The sequence below is a fragment of the Serratia sp. JUb9 genome (genome assembly GCF_014298095.1).
Lineage (GTDB): Bacteria > Pseudomonadota > Gammaproteobacteria > Enterobacterales > Enterobacteriaceae > Serratia_B > Serratia_B rhizosphaerae.
Map to the genome: position 1 here is coordinate 2,731,316 of NZ_CP060416.1, position 21,660 is coordinate 2,752,975.

General features: G+C 58.5%; 21 protein-coding genes. 11 read left to right on the plus strand and 10 right to left on the minus strand.

Going from position 1 to position 21,660, the window contains the following annotated elements; translation table 11 throughout:
• Positions 1 to 3: 3 nt before the first annotated feature.
• From rsxG to dtpA, 4 genes are all read left to right on the plus strand, one after another.
• Complete coding sequence (gene rsxG / locus HF675_RS12915) at positions 4 to 636, plus strand: electron transport complex subunit RsxG (protein WP_111737154.1); 633 nt, start codon at positions 4 to 6, stop codon at positions 634 to 636.
• Entirely contained in the window at positions 629 to 1,327 is a 699-nt protein-coding gene (locus HF675_RS12920) for an electron transport complex subunit E (protein ID WP_105231025.1), read from the plus strand. Before rsxG ends, HF675_RS12920 begins: the two co-directional genes overlap by 8 nt.
• Positions 1,324 to 1,965 carry an endonuclease III gene (gene nth, locus HF675_RS12925; RefSeq protein ID WP_105231024.1) on the plus strand — a complete coding sequence of 214 codons (642 nt, stop codon included), beginning with the start codon at positions 1,324 to 1,326 and terminating at the stop codon, positions 1,963 to 1,965. Before HF675_RS12920 ends, nth begins: the two co-directional genes overlap by 4 nt.
• 594 nt (positions 1,966 to 2,559) lie before the next feature.
• Positions 2,560 to 4,077: a dipeptide/tripeptide permease DtpA gene (gene dtpA / locus HF675_RS12930; RefSeq protein ID WP_105231023.1), complete on the plus strand. Its 1,518-nt coding sequence runs from the start codon at positions 2,560 to 2,562 to the stop codon at positions 4,075 to 4,077.
• 67 nt (positions 4,078 to 4,144) lie between these two features.
• Here the strand turns inward: dtpA and HF675_RS12935 are convergent, their stop codons facing one another.
• Both HF675_RS12935 and HF675_RS12940 read right to left on the minus strand, forming a co-directional pair.
• Positions 4,145 to 6,226, minus strand: coding sequence for a prolyl oligopeptidase family protein (locus tag HF675_RS12935; protein ID WP_187043146.1), 2,082 nt, complete (start codon positions 6,224 to 6,226; stop codon positions 4,145 to 4,147).
• A gap of 178 nt (positions 6,227 to 6,404) precedes the next feature.
• Complete coding sequence (locus tag HF675_RS12940) at positions 6,405 to 6,965, minus strand: helix-turn-helix domain-containing protein (protein WP_105233316.1); 561 nt, start codon at positions 6,963 to 6,965, stop codon at positions 6,405 to 6,407.
• 108 nt (positions 6,966 to 7,073) lie between these two features.
• Between HF675_RS12940 and HF675_RS12945 the strand changes: the two genes are divergently transcribed.
• Both HF675_RS12945 and HF675_RS12950 read left to right on the plus strand, forming a co-directional pair.
• The gene (locus HF675_RS12945; RefSeq protein WP_187043147.1) at positions 7,074 to 8,249 is read left to right on the plus strand and encodes a benzoate/H(+) symporter BenE family transporter; all 1,176 of its coding nucleotides are present in this window, start codon (positions 7,074 to 7,076) and stop codon (positions 8,247 to 8,249) included.
• Between the two features lie 108 nt (positions 8,250 to 8,357).
• A complete protein-coding gene (locus HF675_RS12950) occupies positions 8,358 to 8,858 on the plus strand; it encodes a cupin domain-containing protein (protein WP_160031203.1) in 501 nt (166 codons plus the stop codon).
• On the opposite strand, the gene HF675_RS12955 is transcribed toward HF675_RS12950, so the two are convergent.
• On the minus strand, positions 8,823 to 9,674 hold the full coding sequence (locus tag HF675_RS12955; RefSeq protein ID WP_187043148.1) for an aminoglycoside phosphotransferase family protein: 852 nt from the start codon (positions 9,672 to 9,674) through the stop codon (positions 8,823 to 8,825). The two genes, HF675_RS12950 and HF675_RS12955, sit on opposite strands and share 36 nt — an antisense overlap.
• 103 nt (positions 9,675 to 9,777) lie before the next feature.
• Between HF675_RS12955 and HF675_RS12960 the strand changes: the two genes are divergently transcribed.
• Positions 9,778 to 10,155, plus strand: coding sequence for a RidA family protein (locus HF675_RS12960; protein WP_187043149.1), 378 nt, complete (start codon positions 9,778 to 9,780; stop codon positions 10,153 to 10,155).
• Positions 10,156 to 10,161: 6 nt separating this feature from the next.
• Here the strand turns inward: HF675_RS12960 and HF675_RS12965 are convergent, their stop codons facing one another.
• Both HF675_RS12965 and HF675_RS12970 read right to left on the minus strand, forming a co-directional pair.
• Positions 10,162 to 10,542 (minus strand): nuclear transport factor 2 family protein, encoded by a 381-nt coding sequence (locus tag HF675_RS12965; protein WP_105231017.1) that lies wholly within the window; start codon positions 10,540 to 10,542, stop codon positions 10,162 to 10,164.
• A 19-nt stretch (positions 10,543 to 10,561) separates the two neighbouring features.
• A complete protein-coding gene (locus HF675_RS12970; protein WP_111737159.1) occupies positions 10,562 to 10,873 on the minus strand; it encodes a hypothetical protein in 312 nt (103 codons plus the stop codon).
• Positions 10,874 to 11,064: 191 nt separating this feature from the next.
• Between HF675_RS12970 and HF675_RS12975 the strand changes: the two genes are divergently transcribed.
• From HF675_RS12975 to gstA, 3 genes are all read left to right on the plus strand, one after another.
• Positions 11,065 to 11,334: a hypothetical protein gene (locus HF675_RS12975; protein ID WP_105231015.1), complete on the plus strand. Its 270-nt coding sequence runs from the start codon at positions 11,065 to 11,067 to the stop codon at positions 11,332 to 11,334.
• Positions 11,335 to 11,680: 346 nt separating this feature from the next.
• Complete coding sequence (gene dapA, locus HF675_RS12980; protein ID WP_187043150.1) at positions 11,681 to 12,574, plus strand: 4-hydroxy-tetrahydrodipicolinate synthase; 894 nt, start codon at positions 11,681 to 11,683, stop codon at positions 12,572 to 12,574.
• A gap of 84 nt (positions 12,575 to 12,658) precedes the next feature.
• Positions 12,659 to 13,264, plus strand: a complete 606-nt coding sequence (gene gstA / locus HF675_RS12985; RefSeq protein WP_187043151.1) for a glutathione transferase GstA — start codon at positions 12,659 to 12,661, stop codon at positions 13,262 to 13,264.
• A gap of 36 nt (positions 13,265 to 13,300) precedes the next feature.
• On the opposite strand, the gene pdxY is transcribed toward gstA, so the two are convergent.
• Positions 13,301 to 14,167, minus strand: a complete 867-nt coding sequence (pdxY, locus tag HF675_RS12990; RefSeq protein ID WP_187043152.1) for a pyridoxal kinase PdxY — start codon at positions 14,165 to 14,167, stop codon at positions 13,301 to 13,303.
• Between the two features lie 498 nt (positions 14,168 to 14,665).
• On the opposite strand from pdxY, the gene HF675_RS12995 reads away from it, so the two are divergent.
• Complete coding sequence (locus HF675_RS12995; protein ID WP_255427281.1) at positions 14,666 to 17,596, plus strand: DUF4214 domain-containing protein; 2,931 nt, start codon at positions 14,666 to 14,668, stop codon at positions 17,594 to 17,596.
• Between the two features lie 103 nt (positions 17,597 to 17,699).
• Here HF675_RS12995 and tyrS read toward each other — a convergent pair whose 3' ends face one another.
• From tyrS to anmK, 4 genes are all read right to left on the minus strand, one after another.
• Positions 17,700 to 18,974 (minus strand): tyrosine--tRNA ligase, encoded by a 1,275-nt coding sequence (tyrS, locus tag HF675_RS13000; RefSeq protein WP_105231011.1) that lies wholly within the window; start codon positions 18,972 to 18,974, stop codon positions 17,700 to 17,702.
• Positions 18,975 to 19,115: 141 nt separating this feature from the next.
• Positions 19,116 to 19,769, minus strand: a complete 654-nt coding sequence (pdxH, locus tag HF675_RS13005) for a pyridoxamine 5'-phosphate oxidase (protein ID WP_111737161.1) — start codon at positions 19,767 to 19,769, stop codon at positions 19,116 to 19,118.
• A gap of 89 nt (positions 19,770 to 19,858) precedes the next feature.
• Positions 19,859 to 20,161 (minus strand): MliC family protein, encoded by a 303-nt coding sequence (locus HF675_RS13010; RefSeq protein ID WP_105231009.1) that lies wholly within the window; start codon positions 20,159 to 20,161, stop codon positions 19,859 to 19,861.
• 36 nt (positions 20,162 to 20,197) lie between these two features.
• Positions 20,198 to 21,328: an anhydro-N-acetylmuramic acid kinase gene (gene anmK / locus HF675_RS13015; protein WP_187043154.1), complete on the minus strand. Its 1,131-nt coding sequence runs from the start codon at positions 21,326 to 21,328 to the stop codon at positions 20,198 to 20,200.
• Positions 21,329 to 21,660: the final 332 nt, after the last annotated feature.

Genomic DNA, 21,660 nt, shown 5'->3' on the forward strand with positions numbered 1-21,660 from the left:
ATCATGCTAAAATCAATGCGCAAGCATGGCACCACGCTGGCCTTGTTCGCCGCAGCCACCACCGGTATGACCGCGGTGGTCAATGCGTTAACCCAGAAAACCATCGCCCATCAGGCGGCGCTGCAGCAAAAAACGCTGCTCGATCAGGTGCTGCCGCCTGAACATTACGATAATGATATGCAGACGGAGTGCTATCTGGTCAGCGATCCGGCGCTGGGTGACACGGCCGCACACCGGCTGTATCTGGCGCGCAAACAGGGCAAACCGGTGGGCGCCGCGCTGGAAACCACTGCGCCGGACGGCTACTCCGGCGCGATAAAACTGCTGGTCGGCGCTGATTTCAGCGGCACCGTCTTCGGCAGCCGGGTGGTTGAACACCATGAAACGCCGGGCCTGGGTGATAAAATCGAGCTGCGCCTCAGCAACTGGATCACCTTCTTCAGCAACCAGAAGATCGAAGGGCCGGATGATAAGCGCTGGGCGGTGAAAAAGGACGGCGGTATGTTTGACCAGTTCACCGGCGCCACCATCACGCCGCGCGCGGTAGTCAACGCCGTGCGCCGTACCGCGCTGTATATGGAGACGCTGCCGACTAAACTTGACCACTTACCTGCCTGTGGAGCAGCCAATGAGTGAAGCAAAAGAGTTAATGATTCAGGGGTTGTGGAAGAACAACTCCGCGCTGGTGCAGCTGCTGGGGCTGTGCCCACTGCTGGCGGTGACCTCCACCGCCACCAACGCCCTCGGCCTCGGGCTGGCGACCACGCTGGTGCTGATGATCACCAACGGCTCCATCTCCGCCCTGCGGCGGCTGGTGCCGAGTGAAGTGCGTATCCCGATCTATGTGATGATTATCGCCGCCGCGGTCAGCATCGTGCAGATGTTGATCAACGCCTATGCCTTCGGCCTGTACCAGTCGCTGGGGATTTTTATTCCGCTGATCGTCACCAACTGCATCGTGGTCGGCCGCGCCGAAGCGGTCGCCGCCAGAAAACCGGTCAACCTGGCGCTGATCGACGGCCTGTTTATCGGCCTGGGCGCCACCGGCGCGATGTTCGTGCTCGGTTCAATGCGTGAGCTGATCGGCAACGGTACACTGTTTGACGGCGCCGATATGCTGCTGGGCAACTGGGCCAAGGTGCTGCGTATTGAAGTGGTGCATTTCGACAGCCCGCTGCTGCTGGCGATGCTGCCGCCGGGCGCCTTTATCGGCCTCGGGCTGATGCTGGCGGCGAAATATGTGATTGATGAGAAGATGAAAGCGCGCAAGGCGCAGGCAATCGCCGACGCGGCGCCGGAGCACGGAGAGCCAGAGAAAGCCTCATGAATAAACAAAAACGCCTGGAAATACTGACCCGGCTGCGTGACAACAACCCGCACCCTACCACCGAGCTGACATTCAGCACGCCGTTTGAGTTGCTGATCGCCGTGCTGCTGTCGGCGCAGGCCACCGACGTCAGCGTCAACAAGGCCACCGCCAAGCTGTATCCGGTAGCCAATACGCCGGCGGCCATGCTGGCGTTGGGCGTGGACGGCGTTAAAGAGTACATCAAGACCATCGGCCTGTTTAACAGCAAGGCGGAGAATGTGATTAAGACCTGCCGCATTCTGCTGGAACAGCACGACGGCGAGGTGCCGGAAGATCGCGCGGCGCTGGAAGCGCTGCCCGGCGTCGGCCGTAAAACCGCCAACGTGGTGCTGAATACCGCCTTCGGCTGGCCGACCATCGCCGTCGATACCCATATTTTCCGCGTCAGCAACCGCACCGGCTTCGCACCGGGCAAAAATGTCGACCAGGTTGAAGAGAAGCTGCTGAAGGTGGTGCCGGCCGCGTTCAAGGTCGACTGCCACCACTGGCTGATTCTGCACGGGCGCTATACCTGCATCGCGCGTAAGCCGCGCTGCGGCTCCTGCCTGATTGAAGACCTGTGCGAATATAAAGAAAAAGTCTACCCAGACGCCTGATCTGCCGCCGGGCGCATACCACGTCCGGCCTCTCCCTATTGACGCCTCTTTTTTATCAAAAATGTGATATTGCGCAGCATTAACCTCGGCAAGATCGTGGATTTCCGCAGAATCTGATATTCCACTTAATTTCAAGCGAAAAATTAGCATAAAATTGCGGCCTGTATCACGATTCAGATTAAACAATGCATTCACAACTTGGCTACAAGTTTTGCGAGATTTCTATAATTCCGCAAAACAAGCGATATGCATGACATTGCAACAGATTATCACCCACACCCATTGATATGGTCTAAAAAAAATCCAAATAGCAGAACATATCACTAGATGCGGCCTGGATATCTTTTAAACAAAACAAAAGCTCGGCAAATCAAAAAAACTCAAACGTTAATTCTGCATAACATTTGCAACATAGTTGTTTCCCTGCCTCGTCGTTATATGTAACCGAATATGACAAAGAGCTTGCCAGGTTGACAAAGATAGTGAACATTAACCGCCGTCATCCCATCTTATAACAACGCAGAAGGATGCTTTCGGCATCACCTTTTGTATTTTCCTGTCACTTATGACGGGTTGTGAAAAATCGAGGTACTTGTGTCAACAGCAAACAACAAACACCCGGAAGACATCAGCCTTAATGCTTTTAAGCAGCCGAAAGCATTCTACCTGATCTTCTCTATCGAACTCTGGGAACGCTTCGGCTACTACGGCCTGCAGGGCATCATGGCGGTGTATCTGGTCAAGATGCTCGGCCTGAGCGAAGCCGACTCCATCACCCTGTTCTCCTCGTTCAGCGCCCTGGTCTATGGCTTTGTCGCCATCGGCGGCTGGCTGGGGGATAAAGTGCTCGGCACCAAACGCGTCATCGTGCTGGGAGCGCTGGTGCTGGCGGCCGGTTATGCCATGGTGGCCTACTCCGGCCACGATATTTTCTGGGTTTACCTCGGTATGGCGGCCATCGCCGTCGGCAGCGGCCTGTTCAAGGCCAACCCGTCCTCGCTGCTGTCCACCTGCTATGAGAAAGATGACCCGCGCCTGGACGGCGCCTTCACCATGTATTACATGTCGGTGAACATCGGTTCCTTTATGTCGATGCTGGCTACCCCGTGGCTGGCGGCCAAATATGGCTGGAGCGTCGCCTTCTCCCTGAGCGTGGTCGGTATGCTGATCACTCTGGTCAACTTTATGATGTGCAAGAAGTGGGTGAAGCAGCACGGCTCCAAGCCGGACTTCAAGCCGCTGCACCTGCCGAAGCTGCTGATGGTGCTGGTAGGCATCGTGGCGCTGATCGCCATCTCCACCTGGCTGCTGCACAACCAGACGATCGCCCGCTGGGCGCTGGCGATTATCTCTGCCGGCATCGTGCTGGTGTTCGCCAAAGAGACCTTCACCATGCAGGGCGCCGCGCGCCGCAAGATGATCGTCGCCTTCCTGCTGATGCTGGAAGCGGTGGTGTTCTTCGTGCTGTATGCCCAGATGCCGACCTCGCTGAACTTCTTTGCGATCCATAACGTGGAGCACAGCATTCTGAGCATTCCTTTTGAACCGGAACAGTATCAGGCGCTGAACCCATTCTGGATCATGGTGGCCAGCCCGATTCTGGCGGCCCTGTACAATAAAATGGGCGACCGCCTGCCGATGCCGCACAAATTCGCCTTCGGCATGATCCTGTGTTCCGGCGCTTTCCTGGTGCTGCCTTGGGGCGCCAGCTTCGCTAACGACGCCGGTATCGTATCCGTTAACTGGCTGATTCTGAGCTACGCGCTGCAGAGCATCGGCGAGCTGATGATTTCCGGCCTGGGTCTGGCGATGGTGGCGCAGCTGGTGCCACAGCGTCTGATGGGCTTTATCATGGGCTCCTGGTTCCTGACCACCGCCGCCGCCGCGCTGATCGCCGGTAAAGTGGCCGGTCTGACCGCAACGCCGGCCGGCGAGCTTAACGACGCTCACGCTTCACTGGCGGTTTACAGCCACGTCTTCCTGCAGATCGGCATCGCGACCGGGGTGATCGCCATCCTGATGATGCTGACCGCGCCGAAGCTGCACCGCATGACGCTGGACAACCCCGAGGACGCCACGCAGAAAGCGCCGGCGACCTCCGCCAGCCACTGATTGCTTCTGACGCACAAAAAAGCCGGTCAACTGACCGGCTTTTTTGTGCTGTCGTTTACCCTACCGCCTAGCCTGCGCCGTTCAGGCTGTGCCAGAGGAACTCGCTGACCAGCGCGGCGTTAAACGCCGACTGTTGCTTATCCGCCGCGGCGCTGTGGCCGCCGGCGGTATTTTCATAAAAGTACGCCTGCTGATAGCCCATCTGCTGCATACGCGCCGCCATTTTACGCGCATGGGCCGGATTGACCCGGTCGTCGCTGGTGGCGGTCAGGAACAGCACCGGTGGATAGGCAACGGCCGCCTTCAGGTTATGGTACGGCGAGAAGGTGCGGATATATTCCCACTCCTGCGCCTTATCCGGGTCGCCGTATTCGGCAATCCACGACGCACCGGCCGATAGCTTGGTGTAGCGCCGCATATCCAGCAGCGGCACCTCACAGACGATACAACCGAACAGCTGCGGATAGTGCGTCAGCATATTGCCGACCAGCAGGCCGCCGTTACTGCCGCCGCGCGCCGCCAGCCTGCGTGACGATGTCACTTTTCTGTCCATCAAATCCTGCGCCACGGCGGCAAAATCCTCATAGGCGCGATGGCGGTTCTGCTTCAGCGCCGCCCGGTGCCAGGCCGGGCCGTACTCGCCGCCGCCGCGAATATTGGCGATAACATACACGCCGCCCCGCTCCAGCCAGGTCGGCGCGCGCGCCCCCAGATAGCTCGGCAACAGGGAAACGTCGAAGCCGCCGTAACCATACAGCAGCGTCGGGTTATCGCCGTCCAGCCGCAGCCCTTTACGCGCCACCTGGAAATACGGCACTCGCGTGCCGTCTTGCGACGTCGCAAAGTGCTGGCTGACCTGATACTTATCGGCGGCAAAGTCCTGCGGCGCCTGCTTCAGCAGTTCAGGTTCGTCCTCATCGTCCAGACTGCCCAGATACAGCGACGTCGGCTGCAGGAATCCGCTGACCGTCAGGAAATAATCATTGGTCTTATTGTCAATGCCGCCGGCGGCGACGGTGCTCAATTCGACCGGTACGCCCAGCGGCCGGGAGTGCCAGCTGTCGCCCTGCGGCGTCAGCACCTCCAGGCGGTTGGCCACATCCTGCATAATGCCGACGATCAGGTGGTCGCGCGTCGTACTATAGTCGCTCAGCGCCTGGTTGGCGCTGGGGGTAAACAGGACTTCCAGCTTCCGCCTGCCGGCCAGATAGTCGTCGAATTTGGCTGCCAGCAGCGCGCCGGCCGGATAAGTCCGCCCCTCCAGTTGCCAGTCGCTTCTCGGTTTAATCAGCAGCCAGTCGCGGTGGCTGTTGATCTCCGCATCAGACGGCACCTCAATACGCTGCTGTTCGCCGTTGGCATGTAGCAAGAAGGTTTCCTGCCGATAGAAGTCGATCATGCGCACGATATAGTCGCGCTCAAAACCGGGCGTATCGTCGTGATACGCATAGGCGCGCATATCCTCCGGCTGCGCCTGATACAACGTTTCCGCACTGTCCAGCGACGTACCCCGCCGCCAGCGCTTCACCGTACGCGGGTAGCCGGACTGGGTCAGTGAGCCGCTGCCGAAATCGGTGGCGACGAACAGTTCGTCGGCGCTGGCCCAGGACACCACGCTTTTCGCCGCCGGCAGGCGGAACCCCTGCTCGACAAAGCGTTTGTTGTGTAAATCAAACTCGCGCACTTCCACCGCATCGCCGCCGTCCGGCGACAGATTAATCAGGCAATAGCGATGTTCTGGCTCCAGCGACTGCGAACCGTGATACACCCATTCTTTCCCTTCCGCTTTGCCCAGCGCATCGATATCCAGCACCGTTTCCCAGACTGGCTGCGGCTTGCGGTACTCGTCCAGCGTGGCGCGCCGCAGCAGGCCGCGCGGATTTTTCTGGTCCTGCCAGAAGTTGTAGTAATAGTCGCCAAATTTGGTGACCCAGGGGATCTGCGTCTCTTTATTCAGAATATCCAGCACCTGTTTTTCCAACTGCGGAAAGGCGCTGCCCTGCGCAAACTGCTGCAGCGTGCGCTGATTCTGCTGTTTGACCCAGTTGAGCGCTTCGCTCCCCTGCAAGGGTTCCAGCCACAGCTGATCGTCCGCGGGCGGCTGTGCGCCCGCCATGGCAAGGCGGATACTGTTAGGCAGTGAAGTCATGGCGATAACGGCTCCTGCGGTTTGTGCACCGAGTTTAAGAAATTGACGTCGATTAGCGAACGGCACCATCAAGCTCCTTTTGCTGTGCGGCATAACCGGCACGGTTAAACAATCAAATGAGAGTGATTATCAACAAACTACCCATTCACTGCCATGCTGTCAAAACGCGGCGAACGGGTTAAGTACGCGGGTAATGGATCAGATCGTGAATATGCACCGCCTGCGCACTGCTATTGCGGTAGGCATGGGGACGGTCGGCCTGAAAGCGCATCGCCTCGCCGGCCGCCAGACGGTGCCAGCGATCGTCGATCGCCAGCTCCAGCTCGCCGCTCAGCACCACCACATGTTCGATCACCCCCGGCTCGTGGGGCGTCGATTCGCTGAAGGCGCCGGGCGCCAGCTCGATGGCGAACATATCAAAGCCCAGTTGCGCGTCAAACGGGAACAGCGGCGTCACACGCATGGCGGCGTTCTCCTGCATAAAGGCCGGCAGCGCTCCCTGACGGTGCAGCGTCGGCGTAGGCGGCGATGACGGCGCCAGAAAAGCGGAAAACGCCACGTTAAAACCGGTGGCGATTTTCCACAGCGTTGCTACCGTCGGGCTGGACTCCTCACGCTCAATTTGTCCCAGCATTGCCTTGCTGACGCCGGTTTGATCGGCAGCCTGGCTCAGGCTCCAACCGCGCTGATGACGCAGTGCTTTCAGGGTTTGCGCCAGATGGCCGCTCATTGGTTGCATCATTTCTCCTCGCATTGCTGGGCCGATTATAGCGCCTTGTGCGCTATAACGCACAGTGCTATGCTCGGCGCAATCGTGCGCTATAACGCACAAGCACCAGGGGATAGGATGAAACGGGCAAGCGGCATATTCCTGCCGGCATTGATCGCCGGCTTTGTCGCCGTACTGGTAGGCTATACCAGTTCGGCGGCGATTATCTTTCAGGCGGCCGCGGCGGCCGGCGCCAGCGCGCAGCAAATCGGCGGCTGGCTGAGTATGCTCGGGCTGGCGATGGGCGTCAGTTCACTAGGGCTGTCATGGTATTACCGCACGCCGATTCTCACCGCCTGGTCAACCCCCGGCGCGGCGCTGCTGGTGACCAGCCTGCCCGGCACCTCGCTGCCGGAAGCCATCGGCGTGTTTATCTTCGCCTCCGGGCTGATTCTGTTGTGTGGCGTCACCGGACTGTTCGCCCGGCTGATGCATATTATTCCGCCGCCGATCTGCGCCGCGATGCTGGCGGGCATTCTGCTGCGCTTCGGGCTGGACGCCTTCGGCGCGCTGCAGAGCAACCTGCCGCTGGCCGGCGCCATGTGTCTGACCTATCTGCTGGCGCGCCGTCTGCTGCCGCGTTACGCCATTGTGCTGACGCTGCTGGCCGGGCTGGCGGTCGCCGCGCTGCAGGGCACGATCGCGCCGATACCGTTACACGGCGCCATCGCACCGCCCGAGTTTATCGCGCCGCAATTCAGTCTCTCTACACTGCTAGGGATCGGCGTTCCGTTCTTTATCGTCACCATGGCGTCGCAGAATGCGCCGGGGATTGCCACGCTCAGCGCCGCCGGCTATCAGGTTCCCACCTCGCCGCTGATTAGCTGGACCGCGCTTACCGCGTTGCTGCTGGCGCCGTTCGGCGGCTTTTCCGTCTGCATCGCCGCAATTACCGCCGCCATCTGTATGGGGCCGGACGCGCATCCGGATCCGAAACGACGCTATCTGGCCGCAATGGCGGCCGGCGGCTTTTACCTGCTGGCCGGGCTATTCGGCGGCGCTATCGGTCTGCTGCTCAGCGCGCTGCCTGTAGCGCTGATCCACACTATCGCCGGGCTGGCGCTGCTGGGCGCCATTGGCGGCAGTCTGCAGCGTGCTCTGCACGATGAACGGCAGCGCGACGCTGCGCTGATTACTTTTCTTATCACCGCCTCCGGCATTACGCTGTTTGGCGTCGGCGCGGCGTTCTGGGGGCTGGTTGGCGGCGTATTCGCCCATCTGCTGCTGGCGTGGCCGGCACGGGCAATGCGCTGAAGACGGGTCGCATCCGGGCGGATATTCTGGTTAACTGAGATCCAGCGCGTTGGCCGACTCTGCTTGTACAACGCTCACTCCATGAATAAGTGACGGGGTAACGAATCTATGTCTGAACATGCCGCACAGCTACGCCAGAAACTGATCCGCAATTACCATCAGATCGCCAAACGCCACGACAGCCGTCCGCCGCTGTACGACAGCCTGTCAGCACGGCTGGGTACCGGCACCGCCGCCAGCAAGCTCGGTGCCTCCATCGATACCGTCGCCCCCGGCAAACGCTCCTGCCCTTATCATTTCCACTACGGGCAGGAAGAGATGTTTATCATTCTGGAAGGCTGTGGCACCCTGCGCGTGGCCGGCGAAATGCTGCCGGTCAGCGCCGGCGATACCATTTTTATCCCGCCGGGGCCGGACTATCCTCACCAGCTCATCAATAGCTCCGACGCGCCGCTGACCTATCTTTCCATCAGTACCCGCGAACAGCCGGAGCTGGTGGAGTACCCGGATTCCGGCAAGTATCAGGCCATGGCGTTTACCGGCGATTATCAGGCGCGCTATCTGCAGCGACCTTCAGCATCGCTCGATTACTGGCAGGATGAACCCTGAGTCGTCCGGTGGCGACAGCCCCAGCGCGGTCGCCGCCAGTTCAGCCACGCGGAAATCGATATCCGCCGTATCGCCGTCCTCCATAAACCAGGCGGCGGACAGCCCGGTCCAGGCCAGGATCCACTGCAGCAGACGTCGCCTCTCAAAGCCGGCCAACGTGCATACCTGCTCAACGCGCCGCTGAAAGCGCTGCGGATCGGTGGCGATGCCGTAATTGGGATTGCAGAAGATATTGGCGTAATCAAAACCGCGTTCGCCATACAGGCGCTTGGGATCGATGGCCAGCCAGCCGCGTTCGCCGAAATCCAGCACGTTGCCATGGTGGATATCGCCATGCAACACGCACTGCTCGCGCGGGCTACCCAGCAGTTCCGCCGCCACGCTGGCGCTCAGCCGCAGCATGCCGCCGTGCGCCTGCGCCGCCGGCCACAGCGAACCAAACCACTGGTCCAGCGCTATCAGCGTCGGCAGCGGCTGCGCGCGCGGTTTGTGCAGTCGGGCGACCACCTGACACAGGATTGCCGTTGCCCGCTCGTCATCACCGGTACGCACCAGCTGGGTCAGCGACTGCGCCCCCTGCGCGCGCTCCAGCAACAGCGCGTCGCCGTGACAGGCCAGCACCTGCGCCGCGCCGTCGCCCTGCCACCAGCACATCAGCCGTGCACCGAATTTTTCCTCCGGCTCACGGGCAATTTTCAACATCGCCGGCGCCCCCTGGTGGCGCACCGGCATCAATAGGCTACTATGGGTTTCAAATGCCTTACCGTCCGGCGTCAGCGCCCAGCGCTGCAGGTAGGGAGTAAAAGCCTGATTCATCGCCCTCTCGCATCTTGATAGCTGAAAGTGCGGGCGCACGTTATGCCGCCCTGTCAGCCCAGTGTATCGATTTTATTGCCTTCGCCTTAAGGGGAAATTACGTATGTCTGGACTAAAACGCATTAATTACCCATTTTTAACCGCGCCCGGTGGCCCGTATGTGCATGCGGTGCGCCATGGCGATCTGTTGTACGTTTCCGGGCTGACGGCATTCGGCGGCGAGGCGCAGGGAGAGACGGCCGCACGGCAAACGCAGGCCGTTTTGCAACAGCTGGACGCCATTGCCCGTTATGAGGGCGGCAGCCTGGCAACGCTGATTAAACTGACGGTGTTTCTGACCGATATCGCCGACCTGCCGTCGGTGCGTCCGGTGCTGGCAGAGGCATTGGCAGATGCGCTGCCGGCCTGCTCCCTGCTGGCCGTCAGCGCGCTGTTTTCTGCAGATGTGAACGTTGAGATCGAAGCCGTTATCGCGCTGTAAGCGGCGTCACAGCGCCCCTTCGTCTACCACGCAGGGGCCAACGGTGATCCAGGCGCGGGCGATTTTCCCCTGGGTAATCTCATAAATCACCAGCACGTCCATACTGCCGCGTCCGTTGGGAAAATTACGCGTCACCCGCAGTTGATCGACCACTTTATTGGCAACCACAATACGCTTTACGCGCTCGGCAAACAGGCTCGGCTCGCGAAAGCGCGCGATATGGTACTCGCGAAGTTCCGCCTTGCCGCTGGCCAGCAGTTTGTCGGGATGTTGATAGTACTGCGCATCCTCGGCCCAACAGGCGAGAAAAGCGTCGATATCCCGCGCGTTGTGAGCCTCAAGCTGCTGTTGCACCAACTCTTCCGGTCGTAACGTTCGATGGTTCATCACATTCTCCTCGCGGTGGTTACAGTGCGGCTATCTCCGTCACCCGATGCTGAAAAACATAGGGGTCTGAAATCAAACCATATGCCTCATCATCCGGATAAGTGACCGCCTGTTGATAATGCTCGCCGGCAAATTGCCTGATGGCCTCCAGCGACTCCCAATACGTAGCCAGAAAAAAGTGCACGTAGTCGCCCTGCAGTTCCTGCCGGACAAAAGCGCCACAGTTTCCAGCCGTTGCCTTAGCATGCTGCACGCCTGTGACAGCCAGATGATCGGCAAAACCCTGCCGATGTTGTTGCGGCACGCAGCCGTGCCAGGTACGAACGATCATACCGCCCTCCAGGGTGAATAAAAAATCACATTATCAGAATAAACAAGCGACCGGGTAGTAAAAGCATCTTCCCGGCATGCCGATCTGCCCCTCTCTGCCGCCATCACTCAGAAAAAACTCAGATTAACCGGTTCGGTAATCATCAAATCTCTGCTAATTTATTTCTAATAAAAATCCCAGACAGGAAAATCATGCAGAAAAAACCAGTGCTCGACGAAGCCAGACAGTTGAAACGCCTGAACGCGGCAACGCGGCGGCAGTCCCACGTCTATAAATGGTTTGCGCTGATCGCCGCATTGGATACCCTGCTGGTGTACTGTTATGACCAGGATATGCGTAATATGGTGTTTTCCGGCGCGGTGGCGCTGGTGTGCGGCTATCTGTGGATCCGCGATCGCAACAAGGCGCGCGCCTACCGCCGCGAGTTTGACCGTAAATTCGGCGTCCGGGACGATGTCTGACCCCAGACAGCGATCGTCCGCACCGCGCTATTAGCGAAACTCATCAGCCTTCGGCCATCATGAATAACAATGTTATCAACCTGTTATAAATTGACAGCCCGATCGGGAGTATTCATCATCATCCCCTATTATCCCGTTATGAGAACGCCATCATGCCGCTGTACTATCCCCCGACATACCGCCCGAGTGCGCCGATGTTTGCCGGCGGCCTGATCGATACATTGCAGAAGCAGCCGCTCGTCTGACCGGGGCGCTGTCCTGTCAGATGAGCTGGCAGCACGACGCGCAACGCCCATTCGCTGCTTTTTCATCTGGCCTCTCTCACGGTCACTCAGAAGGAATTTTTATGGCCTCTTTTTCCGGTATTTGGGTAGCGTTAGTCACCCCGTTTAATCAACACAACGTCGATTTTCCCGCGCTAAAACGTCTGGCGCAGCATCTGCTGGCCACCGGCGTCGACGGGTTGGTGGTGTGCGGCACCACCGGCGAAGCCGCCGCGCTCGATAAAGAGGAGCAACTGGCGGTGCTGGACGCGGTGCTGGAAGTGGCGCCGGCGCACCAGGTCGTCATGGGGCTGGCCGGCAACAATCTGACCGCCACCCTGCAGATGCAGCAGGCGATTACACAGCGCGACATTGCCGGCGTGCTGGTTCCCGCACCTTATTACATCCGTCCGTCGCAGTCCGGGCTGGTTGAGTACTTCACCACGCTGGCCGACGCGTCGCACGTGCCGGTGATCCTGTACAACGTGCCTTATCGCACCGGCGTCACCCTTGAGCTGGACACGCTGCGTCAGATTGCCCGCCACCCGCAGGTGAAAGCCATCAAAGAGTGCGGCGGCAATCCGGACGTCACCATGGCGCTGATCGACGACGGCGAGATTGACGTGCTGACCGGCGAGGACAACCTGATTCTCTCCACGCTGTGCCTCGGCGGCACCGGGGCGATCTCCGCGTCGGCACATCTGTACCCGGAGCGCTTTGTGCAGCTGGTGCAACAGGTCGCCGACGGCGATCTGCCCGCCGCGCGCGCCAACTTCTACGCACTGCTGCCGATGATCCGTCAGATGTTCAGCTTCGCCAATCCGGCGCCGGTGAAAGCCGCGCTGGCGCAGCAGGGACTGCTGCGCAACGAGCTGCGCGCGCCGATGCAAACCGCGCCGCTGGCGCTGCAGCAGCAAATTGCCGCCACGCTGGCGCAACTGCAGCCGCAGGATGAAGCCGTCAGTGAAATTTGTTAGCTGAAGCGCGGCAATTTCATCGCGGCGGCGCTAGGATAGAGGGTTAGGCACGCACGCCTTTTATCCTTATCAAGGAGTCAAACGATGAAACTGTTCTATAAAGCCGGCGCCTGTTCCCTGTCTCCGCATATCGTGCTGCGCGAGGCGGGGCTGGACTTCACCGCGGAAAAAGTCGATCTGGTCAGCAAAACCACCGAGAGCGGCGCCGATTATCTGGCGATTAACCCTAAAGGACAGGTTCCGGCACTGCTGCTGGATGACGGCAGTCTGCTGACCGAAGGCGTGGCAATAGTGCAGTATCTGGCGGATCGGGTGCCCGATCGTCAACTGATTCCGCCGGCGGGCACGCTGTCGCACTACCATGCGATCGAGTGGCTGAACTTTGTCGCTACGGAGCTGCACAAGGGCTTTACCCCGCTGTTCAACCCTAAAACGCCGGAAGCGTATCTGGCGATGGCGCGCGCCAAGCTGGAGCAGCATTTCCACTATCTCGACGACGTGCTGGCGCAGCAACACTACCTGCTGGGCAGCCGCTTCTGCGTGGCGGACGCCTACCTGTTTACCGTGCTGCGCTGGGCGGTAGCGCTGCAGTTCGATCTGCAGCCCTATCCGCACCTGACCGGCTATATGAAGCGCGTGGCGGCACGCCCGGCGGTCGCCGCAGCGCTGAATGCCGAAGGCTTGCAGTAAGTGTTTGTCTTCCCCGCCGCAACGGCGGGGAAAGAATTATGCCCCGAGCTTCACCGCCGCAAAATGGCAGCGCGGGTTGACGATATAATCCTGCGCGGCAACCACCTGCAGTTCATATTCGCCCATCTCCTTGGTGGTCAGCATCACTTCATACACCGCCGCCGTCACGTGCTCCAGCGCCTGGTCCAGCGCCTTGCCCTGCAGCAGATCCACCAGCAGCAGGCCGCTGGTCAAATCGCCCACGCCCACCGGCTGACGGCTGCCGAAGTCCACCAGCGGACGGCTGATATGCCAGGCTTCCTCCGCCGTCACCAGCAGCATCTCAAACGCGTCGTGGCGATACCCGGCGCGGCTCAGGTGTTTCACTAGCACCACTTTCGGCCCGCGCGCAATCAACGCGCGCGCGGCGTCAACCGCCTGATCGACGGAGGCGATCTCACGCTGGCTGAGCTGTTCCAGTTCCAACACGTTCGGCGCCACCATATCGCTGCACGGCAACGCCTGCTGACACAGAAACTCCGCCACGCCCGGCGCCACGATGCAGCCCTTTTCCGGGTGACCCATCACCGGATCGCAAAAATACCAGACGTCGGGATTCGCCTGTTTCACCTGGCGCACGATATCCAGAATATGGCTGCCCTGTTCGGGAGAACCGATATAGCCGCTCAGCACCGCGTCGCAGCGCTGCAGCTGGTCGATATCCGCGATGCCCTGGGCGATCTCGCTCAGGTGGCTGGCGGGCATCACGCAGCCGGTCCAGCGGCCGTACTGCGTATGGTTGGAAAACTGCACGGTATTCAGCGGCCAGACGTTGACGCCCATGCGGCGCATGGGGAACTCCGCGGCGCTGTTGCCGGCATGACCGAACACCACGTGTGATTGAATGGAAAGAATGTTTTTCATTGGTACAACCAAACCTTGCCATGCCGCATGCATCAAGCCCACGGCAGAATAAATAAAACGACGTGACCAGCACGCCAGCAGCTGCGTTAAAAATAGAAGATATTGGTGCAGAATATATTTGGCAGCGGACCATTGTAATCAAAGCTCGACGGCAAAAAAAGCACGGTTCCGACAAGCCGCTGAGATTTTAGCCGAGTACGGCGGATGATGTTAGCTATCCCCCAGCACTTCCCCATCACCACCGGGCAAAAAATAAGGTTTTAATCCGAATTTTTCCGTAACTGGCTGAAACACGTTGCATTTGACTAAATTTCAACTATACCTTGAAATTCAGTTATTCCGTATTTACTTACACAGCCAGAGAGAATTATGAGCATTCTTACCTTACAGCAAGACGTGGCGCTACTCTATTACGCCGCTTTAGGAAAACACGCAGACGAAAGTGCACTGTTCTATTTTGCCAAACAGCTGAGTAACGGCCACTATAACACCAGCCAGTTGGTCAGCGCGCTGATCAACTCCGCGGATGGCGCCAAACGCTACGACGGCCTGAGCACCGAGCGAAAAGTGCAGTATATTTATCAGAACATCACCGGTGCCCAGCCCGACAGCGCCACATTGGACAGCCTGGTAAAGCAACAACTTGCCGGCAAAACGTTAGGCACCCTGACCAACCAGATTATCGACAGCGTCAAAAGCGCCGACGGTGAACACACGCACCAGCAGCATATTCAGGAAGTCGTCAATAGCACCCTGTATCCTTCATCGCTGGTTGAGGACGGCCAAATCGCCGCCGCGTCCGACGTCCAGGGGATCTACTACCTGCTGGGCAGCATGACCAATGCCAGGGCCGTCAACTACTGGGGTAACCAGCTTGCGTCCGGTCAAAAAAGTGCGGTAGAGATTGCCAACCTCTTTGTCGAGGAAAGAAGTTATATCAATCAACTGAGTAATGAGGCCTTCGTTAAGACCCTGTATGCCAATGCGTTCGGCACGGCGATCAGCGATGGCGATCTGCAAAAATACTTGGGCGGGCTTGACGACGGAACGCAAACTCACGGTGACGTCATCATGCAGATGATGGCCGACATTCGTAACGATACCGGCCATGACACCGCCAAAGAAAATTTTGCCGCAGCCACTCATGTTTACGCGCCGGGTGAAATGCCCGACGCCAAATACGTCGAAACCGTAATGAGCCTGTACGTGGCCGTTGCCGGTTCGGGCACCAATGCCACCGCACTTGATACCTTCAGCCGTCTGCTTGCCAGCGGTACCTCAAATCAGGATCTGCTAAAAACCCTCGCCAATTCGCAGCAGTTCAGCGGCGCCGGCGATTACCAGAAAATCTATTCGACACTCTACGGCAGCGAGATGTCCAGCAGCGTTTCCCAGGCGTTAATGCTCAAGACCGGGAATGATAAAATCGCCGCCAGCTCATTAATTATCGATGCATTTCGTAACGGCGAGTATCCGCTGGGAGGAACGCATTGGTCAATAGATCAACAGCTGAGTGATTTTAACCAGCAACTAGCCGATATTTTTGGCTACCAGAAGAGTTTCAACGGCACCTTTACCCTGTCAGACGACGGCAAACTGATGGCGGAAACCAACAGCTACGGCAACCATGCCCTTAGCAATATCGAATTGGTTGCGCTCTCTGGGATGACCTCCTTGTCGATCAATGCTGACAAGGATCTCGCGATTACGCTTGATAAGGCGTTGAAAAATGTCACACACGTAGTGCTTACCGGTAAGTATGCCGCCAGCGAAGCGGTGAGCAAATCATTCGGGGGGCGTTATGTCGAACTACACCTGGATGATGCCGCCCTCGCTCATGCCGATGCCTCAAACACACTGTCTTACGCTAAGGTGTTGGTACAGAACGGTACCGACCTGACTCAGGCCAACATCAAACTGTCGACGAACAGCTTGCTCTGGCAAGGCAATAGCGTCGACGGCGGTGCCAACCACGTGAGCAAGACCTTTATCGCTAAAGGCGGAAGCGACTCGAGTATATCAGCAAACTTTATCACCAAATCCGTTTATCTGACCACCGATGAAAACGGTGAGCTGCACGGCCAAATAGTCAGCAATCTCGACCAGTACCAGCGCTTCTCCACCATCGATCTGACCCACTACGTCGGCACCGGTGAAATTTACCTAGATGGTAAACTGGTCGCGACCGAAGGGCGTAACGTCTTTGATTTTGGTCTGTTTGAGAAAAACGCGACGATCTTTCATCCTGACTACGCGAATACCGCCTCGCTGGAGCAGGATCCAAACACAAACACAGATCACTGGTCCGGCTTCATTTACGACGGCGGCGGTATGCTTTCAGCCTATTCCGGCGATTTGACGCTGCTTAACGTCCGCAATCATTTTTATATTGATGGCGAATTGACAAAAGACAGCCACGTCTCTATCCATACCTCGGCCCGCCCCGACGATACCTCATTTTCACTGAACTTCACGGAAAAAGCCAGCCTGATCCCTGTGTTCGATATGGGGAGCTTCAGCTTTAACTCCGATCATTTGCAAACGCTGTCAGTCAATATGGGAGGTAACGAGACAACGGCGCAAACCCGTACCCTGAAGCTGGATAGCGGCGACAACTCTATCTCCGAATTGATGCTGTCAGGCTGGACAACGTCCCTGCTCAAACCGCTGTACCTCAACCTGACGGTAGGCGCCGGCTTTAGCGATAACCTGCAAACCATCACGGGAAGTGATTATTATGACCGTGATTATTTTAGCAATGTGAGACTGAATCTTAATATGGAAATGGGCGGCACCGGCGGCGGCAGTTTCTATACCACCCTGAACGGACTGGCTAACAAAGAGCAGTTCGCCGGTATCATTGACGAGCTTGCCGGTCATCAGTTATCGGTGAAAAACACCGGTCTGACCATTATGGACGCACATGTTCAGGGCAATACGACCATCAGTTCCGCCAAAAATCTGAGCTTTGAGCACAGCAGTATTGACAATCTGGTCACCTTTACGGGTCCTATTTCCACCAATATCAAGGTAGGCGATAGCGCTAATCCATGGCTCTTCTCTTCCACCGGCGACAAAACGGCCACACTGTACGGCAGCGCCACCACCGACAGCGAACTGAAGGCGGTATTCAGCGACCTCAACGCCAGCAATAACGCACAAGACCTGTTTGCGCAGGTGTTGGATAAAATGTCTAACGGCGCCAGCAAGAGTAATCTTGCGGAAGTCAGCATGGTGAAATTGGACAAGGCGGTGTATGTGATTGTCGATAACAACCACAACCAAAGCTTCGATGCCGATGATATTGTTTTCTCGCTCGGCGATCGTGACCCGTACCTGAGCGCAGTAAGCCTGCACTATCAGGCGCCAACGATCGAGGCCAACGGCGTCGCAACCGCCAGCCACACCGGCGAAGTCATCGCTGCCTGATTGCCAATTCTGCCGTTTGACCCAGGCGGCAGAAATGGTCGTAAAAAATGGCCCGCAGAGGGTTGCTCTGCGGGCCATTTTATTGCTTATACCGTTGCTGTCGTTACTGCCATTCAACCAGGCAGTAATGTTTTTTACCACGACGCAGCAGCGTATAGCGGCCGAACAGGCGGTCGTCGTCGCTGAAAACGTATTCCGCGTTGGACTGCTTCTCGCCGTTCACGCTTACCGCATTGGAGCCGATCATGGTGCGCGCCTGGCCGCGTGACGGCACCAGCTCGGCGTTAACCAGCGCCTGCTGCAGATCGGCGTCTTTATCCAGCTTGACCGACGGCATACCGTCCTGCGCCAGCTGCGCGAAATCGGCTTCGGTCATCTCATGCAGCGCGCCGGAGAACAGGCTCTGGGTAATACGCTGCGCCGCCGCCAGCCCCTCTTCGCCGTGCACCATACGGGTCACTTCTTCCGCCAGCACGTACTGGGCGCGCGGCGCTTTGCCGCTGTTGCGGTCCTCTTCTTCCAGCGCGTTGATATCTTCCAGGCTGATAAAGGTGAAGAACTTCAGGAAGCGGTACACGTCCGCATCCGCAGTGTTGATCCAGAACTGGTAGAACTTGTACGGGCTGGTTTTTTCCGGCGCCAGCCATACCGCGCCGCCTTCGGTTTTGCCGAATTTGGTGCCGTCCGCCTTGGTGATCAGCGGCACGGTCAGACCGAACGCCTGCTGTTGATGCATACGGCGGGTCAGGTCGATGCCGGAGGTGATGTTGCCCCACTGGTCGGAACCGCCGATCTGCAGTACCACCTGATGACGACGGTGCAGCTCGGCAAAGTCGTAACCCTGCAGCAGATTGTAGGAGAACTCGGTAAAGGAGATGCCGACATCGTCACGGTTCAGGCGCTGCTTCACCGCTTCTTTATTGATCATCTGGTTAACGGAGAAGTGCTTGCCGATGTCACGCAGGAAGGTCAGCACGTTCATATCGCCGAACCAATCGTAGTTGTTGGCAGCGATGGCGCTATTGTCGCCGCAGTCGAAATCGAGGAACGGCGACACCTGTTTGCGGATCTTCTCCACCCACTCGTTAACGGTATCCGTGGTGTTCAGCTTGCGTTCCGCCGCCTTGAAGCTCGGATCGCCGATCAGACCGGTCGCCCCGCCCACCAGCGCCACCGGTTTGTGGCCGGCGAGCTGAAAACGCTTCAGGCACAGCAGCGGCACCAGATGGCCCAAATGCAAGCTGTCAGCGGTCGGATCGAAGCCGCAATACAGCGCAATTGGCCCTTGCGCCAGTCGCTCTGCTAACGCTTCCTCGTCCGTCACCTGGGCCACTAGGCCCCGCTCTTGCAATTGTTGAATCAGGTTGATGCTAGCCATCAAGTTCTCCATGTATAAACGAATGCACCTTTGCCGGTACACGGCCTTCCGCCCAGTGGCGAAATAATAAAATCGGAATGAAGCGCATAGAATAAAGCGCCGGCCTCAACTCTGCCAGCGCTTAACGGTATTTTCTGCGCGTCAGGGCGCCAGTCGGTCAATTTTCCAGTCATTCCCGTCGCGCTGGTACAGGAAACGGTCATGTAAACGGTGTTCGCCGCCCTGCCAGAACTCAACGGAGTCGAATCTGACGCGGAAACCGCCCCAGAAACTAGGCAGCGGCACCTCGCCGGACTGGAATTTCTGCTTCAGCTCGAGGAACTTGCTCTCCAGCACGCCACGCGCCGAGATGCGCGTTGACTGCTGCGACACCCAGGCGCCGATCTGGCTGTCTTTTGGCCGGCTGCTGAAGTATTTCATGACTTCCAGCGTCGACAGGCGCTCCGCCGTGCCGAGGAAACTGACCTGCCGGTCCAGCGTATGCCAGGGAAAATGCAGGCTGATTTTCGGGTTGTGCGCCAGCTGTTGCGCCTTGCGGCTGCCAAGGTTGGTGTAAAACACCAGCCCTTTGTCGTCATAGTGCTTCAGCAGGACAATACGCTGATACGGCTGCCCCTGCTCATCCACCGTCGCCACGCACATGGCGGTGGGATCGGCCAGGCGCGCTTCGCAGGCCTGCTGCAGCCAGCGCTCAAACAGATCCAGAGGGTTTGCCGTAAGGTCCTGACGACGCAGGCCGCCACGGGTGTATTCGCGGCGCAGGTCCGCGACATCAAACTGAGTGTTATCAGACATCTGGTGTATCAACCAACCAAAAAATAGGTGGGATTATTCTGCGCCCGACGCGCCATAATCTCAATCTTTACCGCACGCCGGGCGCCATCTCAGTTCACCAGCGTGCAGTCGCTCATAATCACTTTATCGTCACGTTCGACGAACGCGCTCTGCCCCTTGGACCAAAACGTATATTTGCCGTCGCCGTACTTGGCGCCGGAGGCGGCCAACTGCTGCTTCAGCGTCAGCTGCTGGCCATCCAGCAACAGGTTGACCGTGCTGTCTTCACCGTTAAGCGCCACGGTCAGCGGCGTGGTGCCGCACTGGTAGTGCAGCACCTGGCTCTGCTGCGGCAGGAAATAGCTGCACCCGCCGAGCGCCAGCGTCAGGCCGGCAAGAAGAAGTTTTTTCATCGGGTTATTCCTTGTAGTCAGGCGATCGTTTTTATCCTAACAGAGCGGACGCCGGTGCGATGGGAAAACCGGATAAATCCCACCGAGCAGCGTTTCGCGGCTGGCGCCGGTCACCGACGGCAGGTTACCCGGCTGGCCGGACAGGGTACGGAACGCCAGCCAGGCAAACGCCAGCGCTTCCATATCGTCACCGCTGATGCCGAAGCTGTCGGTGGTACTGACCTCGGTGCCGGGCAGCAATGCCGCCATGCGCGCCATCAGTAGCGGATTGCGCGCCCCGCCGCCGCACACCAGCAGCCGTTCACTGCCGCCGGCCAGCATCACCTGTTCGCAGATAGTGACGGCGGTCAGTTCTACCAGGGTGGTCATCACATCCGCCGCGCTGACGCCCGGCAGCCGCGCCAACTGCTGCTCCAGCCAGCCGATATTGAAATATTCCCGTCCGGTGCTTTTCGGCGCCGGCAGCGCAAAATAAGGATCGGCCAGCATCTGCTGCAACAGCGGCAGGCAAACCCGCCCGCTCATCGCCCAGGCGGCATCTTTGTCATACGGCTGCTGGCGATGGCGCCATACCCAGGCGTCCATCAGCATATTGCCCGGCCCGGTGTCAAAGCCGCGCACCGGCATCCCCGGCAGCAGCATAGACAGGTTGGCGATACCGCCGATATTCAGCACCATGCGCCGCTCCGCCGGATGCGACAGCAGCGCCTGATGGAACGCCGGCACCAGCGGTGCGCCCTGCCCGCCGTAGGCCATGTCGCGGCGGCGAAAATCGCCGACGGTGGTAATGTTGGTCAACGCGGCGATGCGGTTATTGTCACCCAGCTGCATCGAAAAACGCGTGTCTCCTTCCGGCTCATGCCAGATGGTTTGCCCGTGGCAACCGATGGCGGTGATCTCATGGGCCGGCACGCCGGTTTGCTCCAGCAGCCCCAGCACCGCTTCGCCGAACAGCGTACCCAGCCTGGCGTCCAACTGCCCGACAGCGGAGACCGTGATCGGCTGGCCCTGGCACATGCCGAGGATTTCATGCTTAAGCGCAATCGGCAGCGGATGGCTGTAGCTGGCCTGCTGCGCCACCATACGTTCATCAATGGCGGCCAGCACCACGTCTACCCCGTCCAGACTGGTGCCTGACATAACGCCGATATAGCGGCCTGACTTCATAAACCTGTCCTTTCCCCGTCGCGGGTCTGCTTAACCGTTGTCACTCAGACAAATAAACCAGAATTAATCTATTAACGCCATGAATTAGGATGCCTTTTTTGCGATTGTGAGAGAAAACGTTTATTTTTAGCACGCGCCAGGCGCACGTTTTACCCTGAGCCGTACGGCGATACACTGTGATAAATTTAAACAGCTGTTTATTATTGGTTGAACGGTGCACGATTATGCTGGAAGGAGAGGTAAGGTGCGGCACGCGCGGCCTAATAGGCATTTGCGCAGCTTTGAGCCATACTTTGTCTATCTTTCACTGACTCTCGCCTGGGATGGCCAGG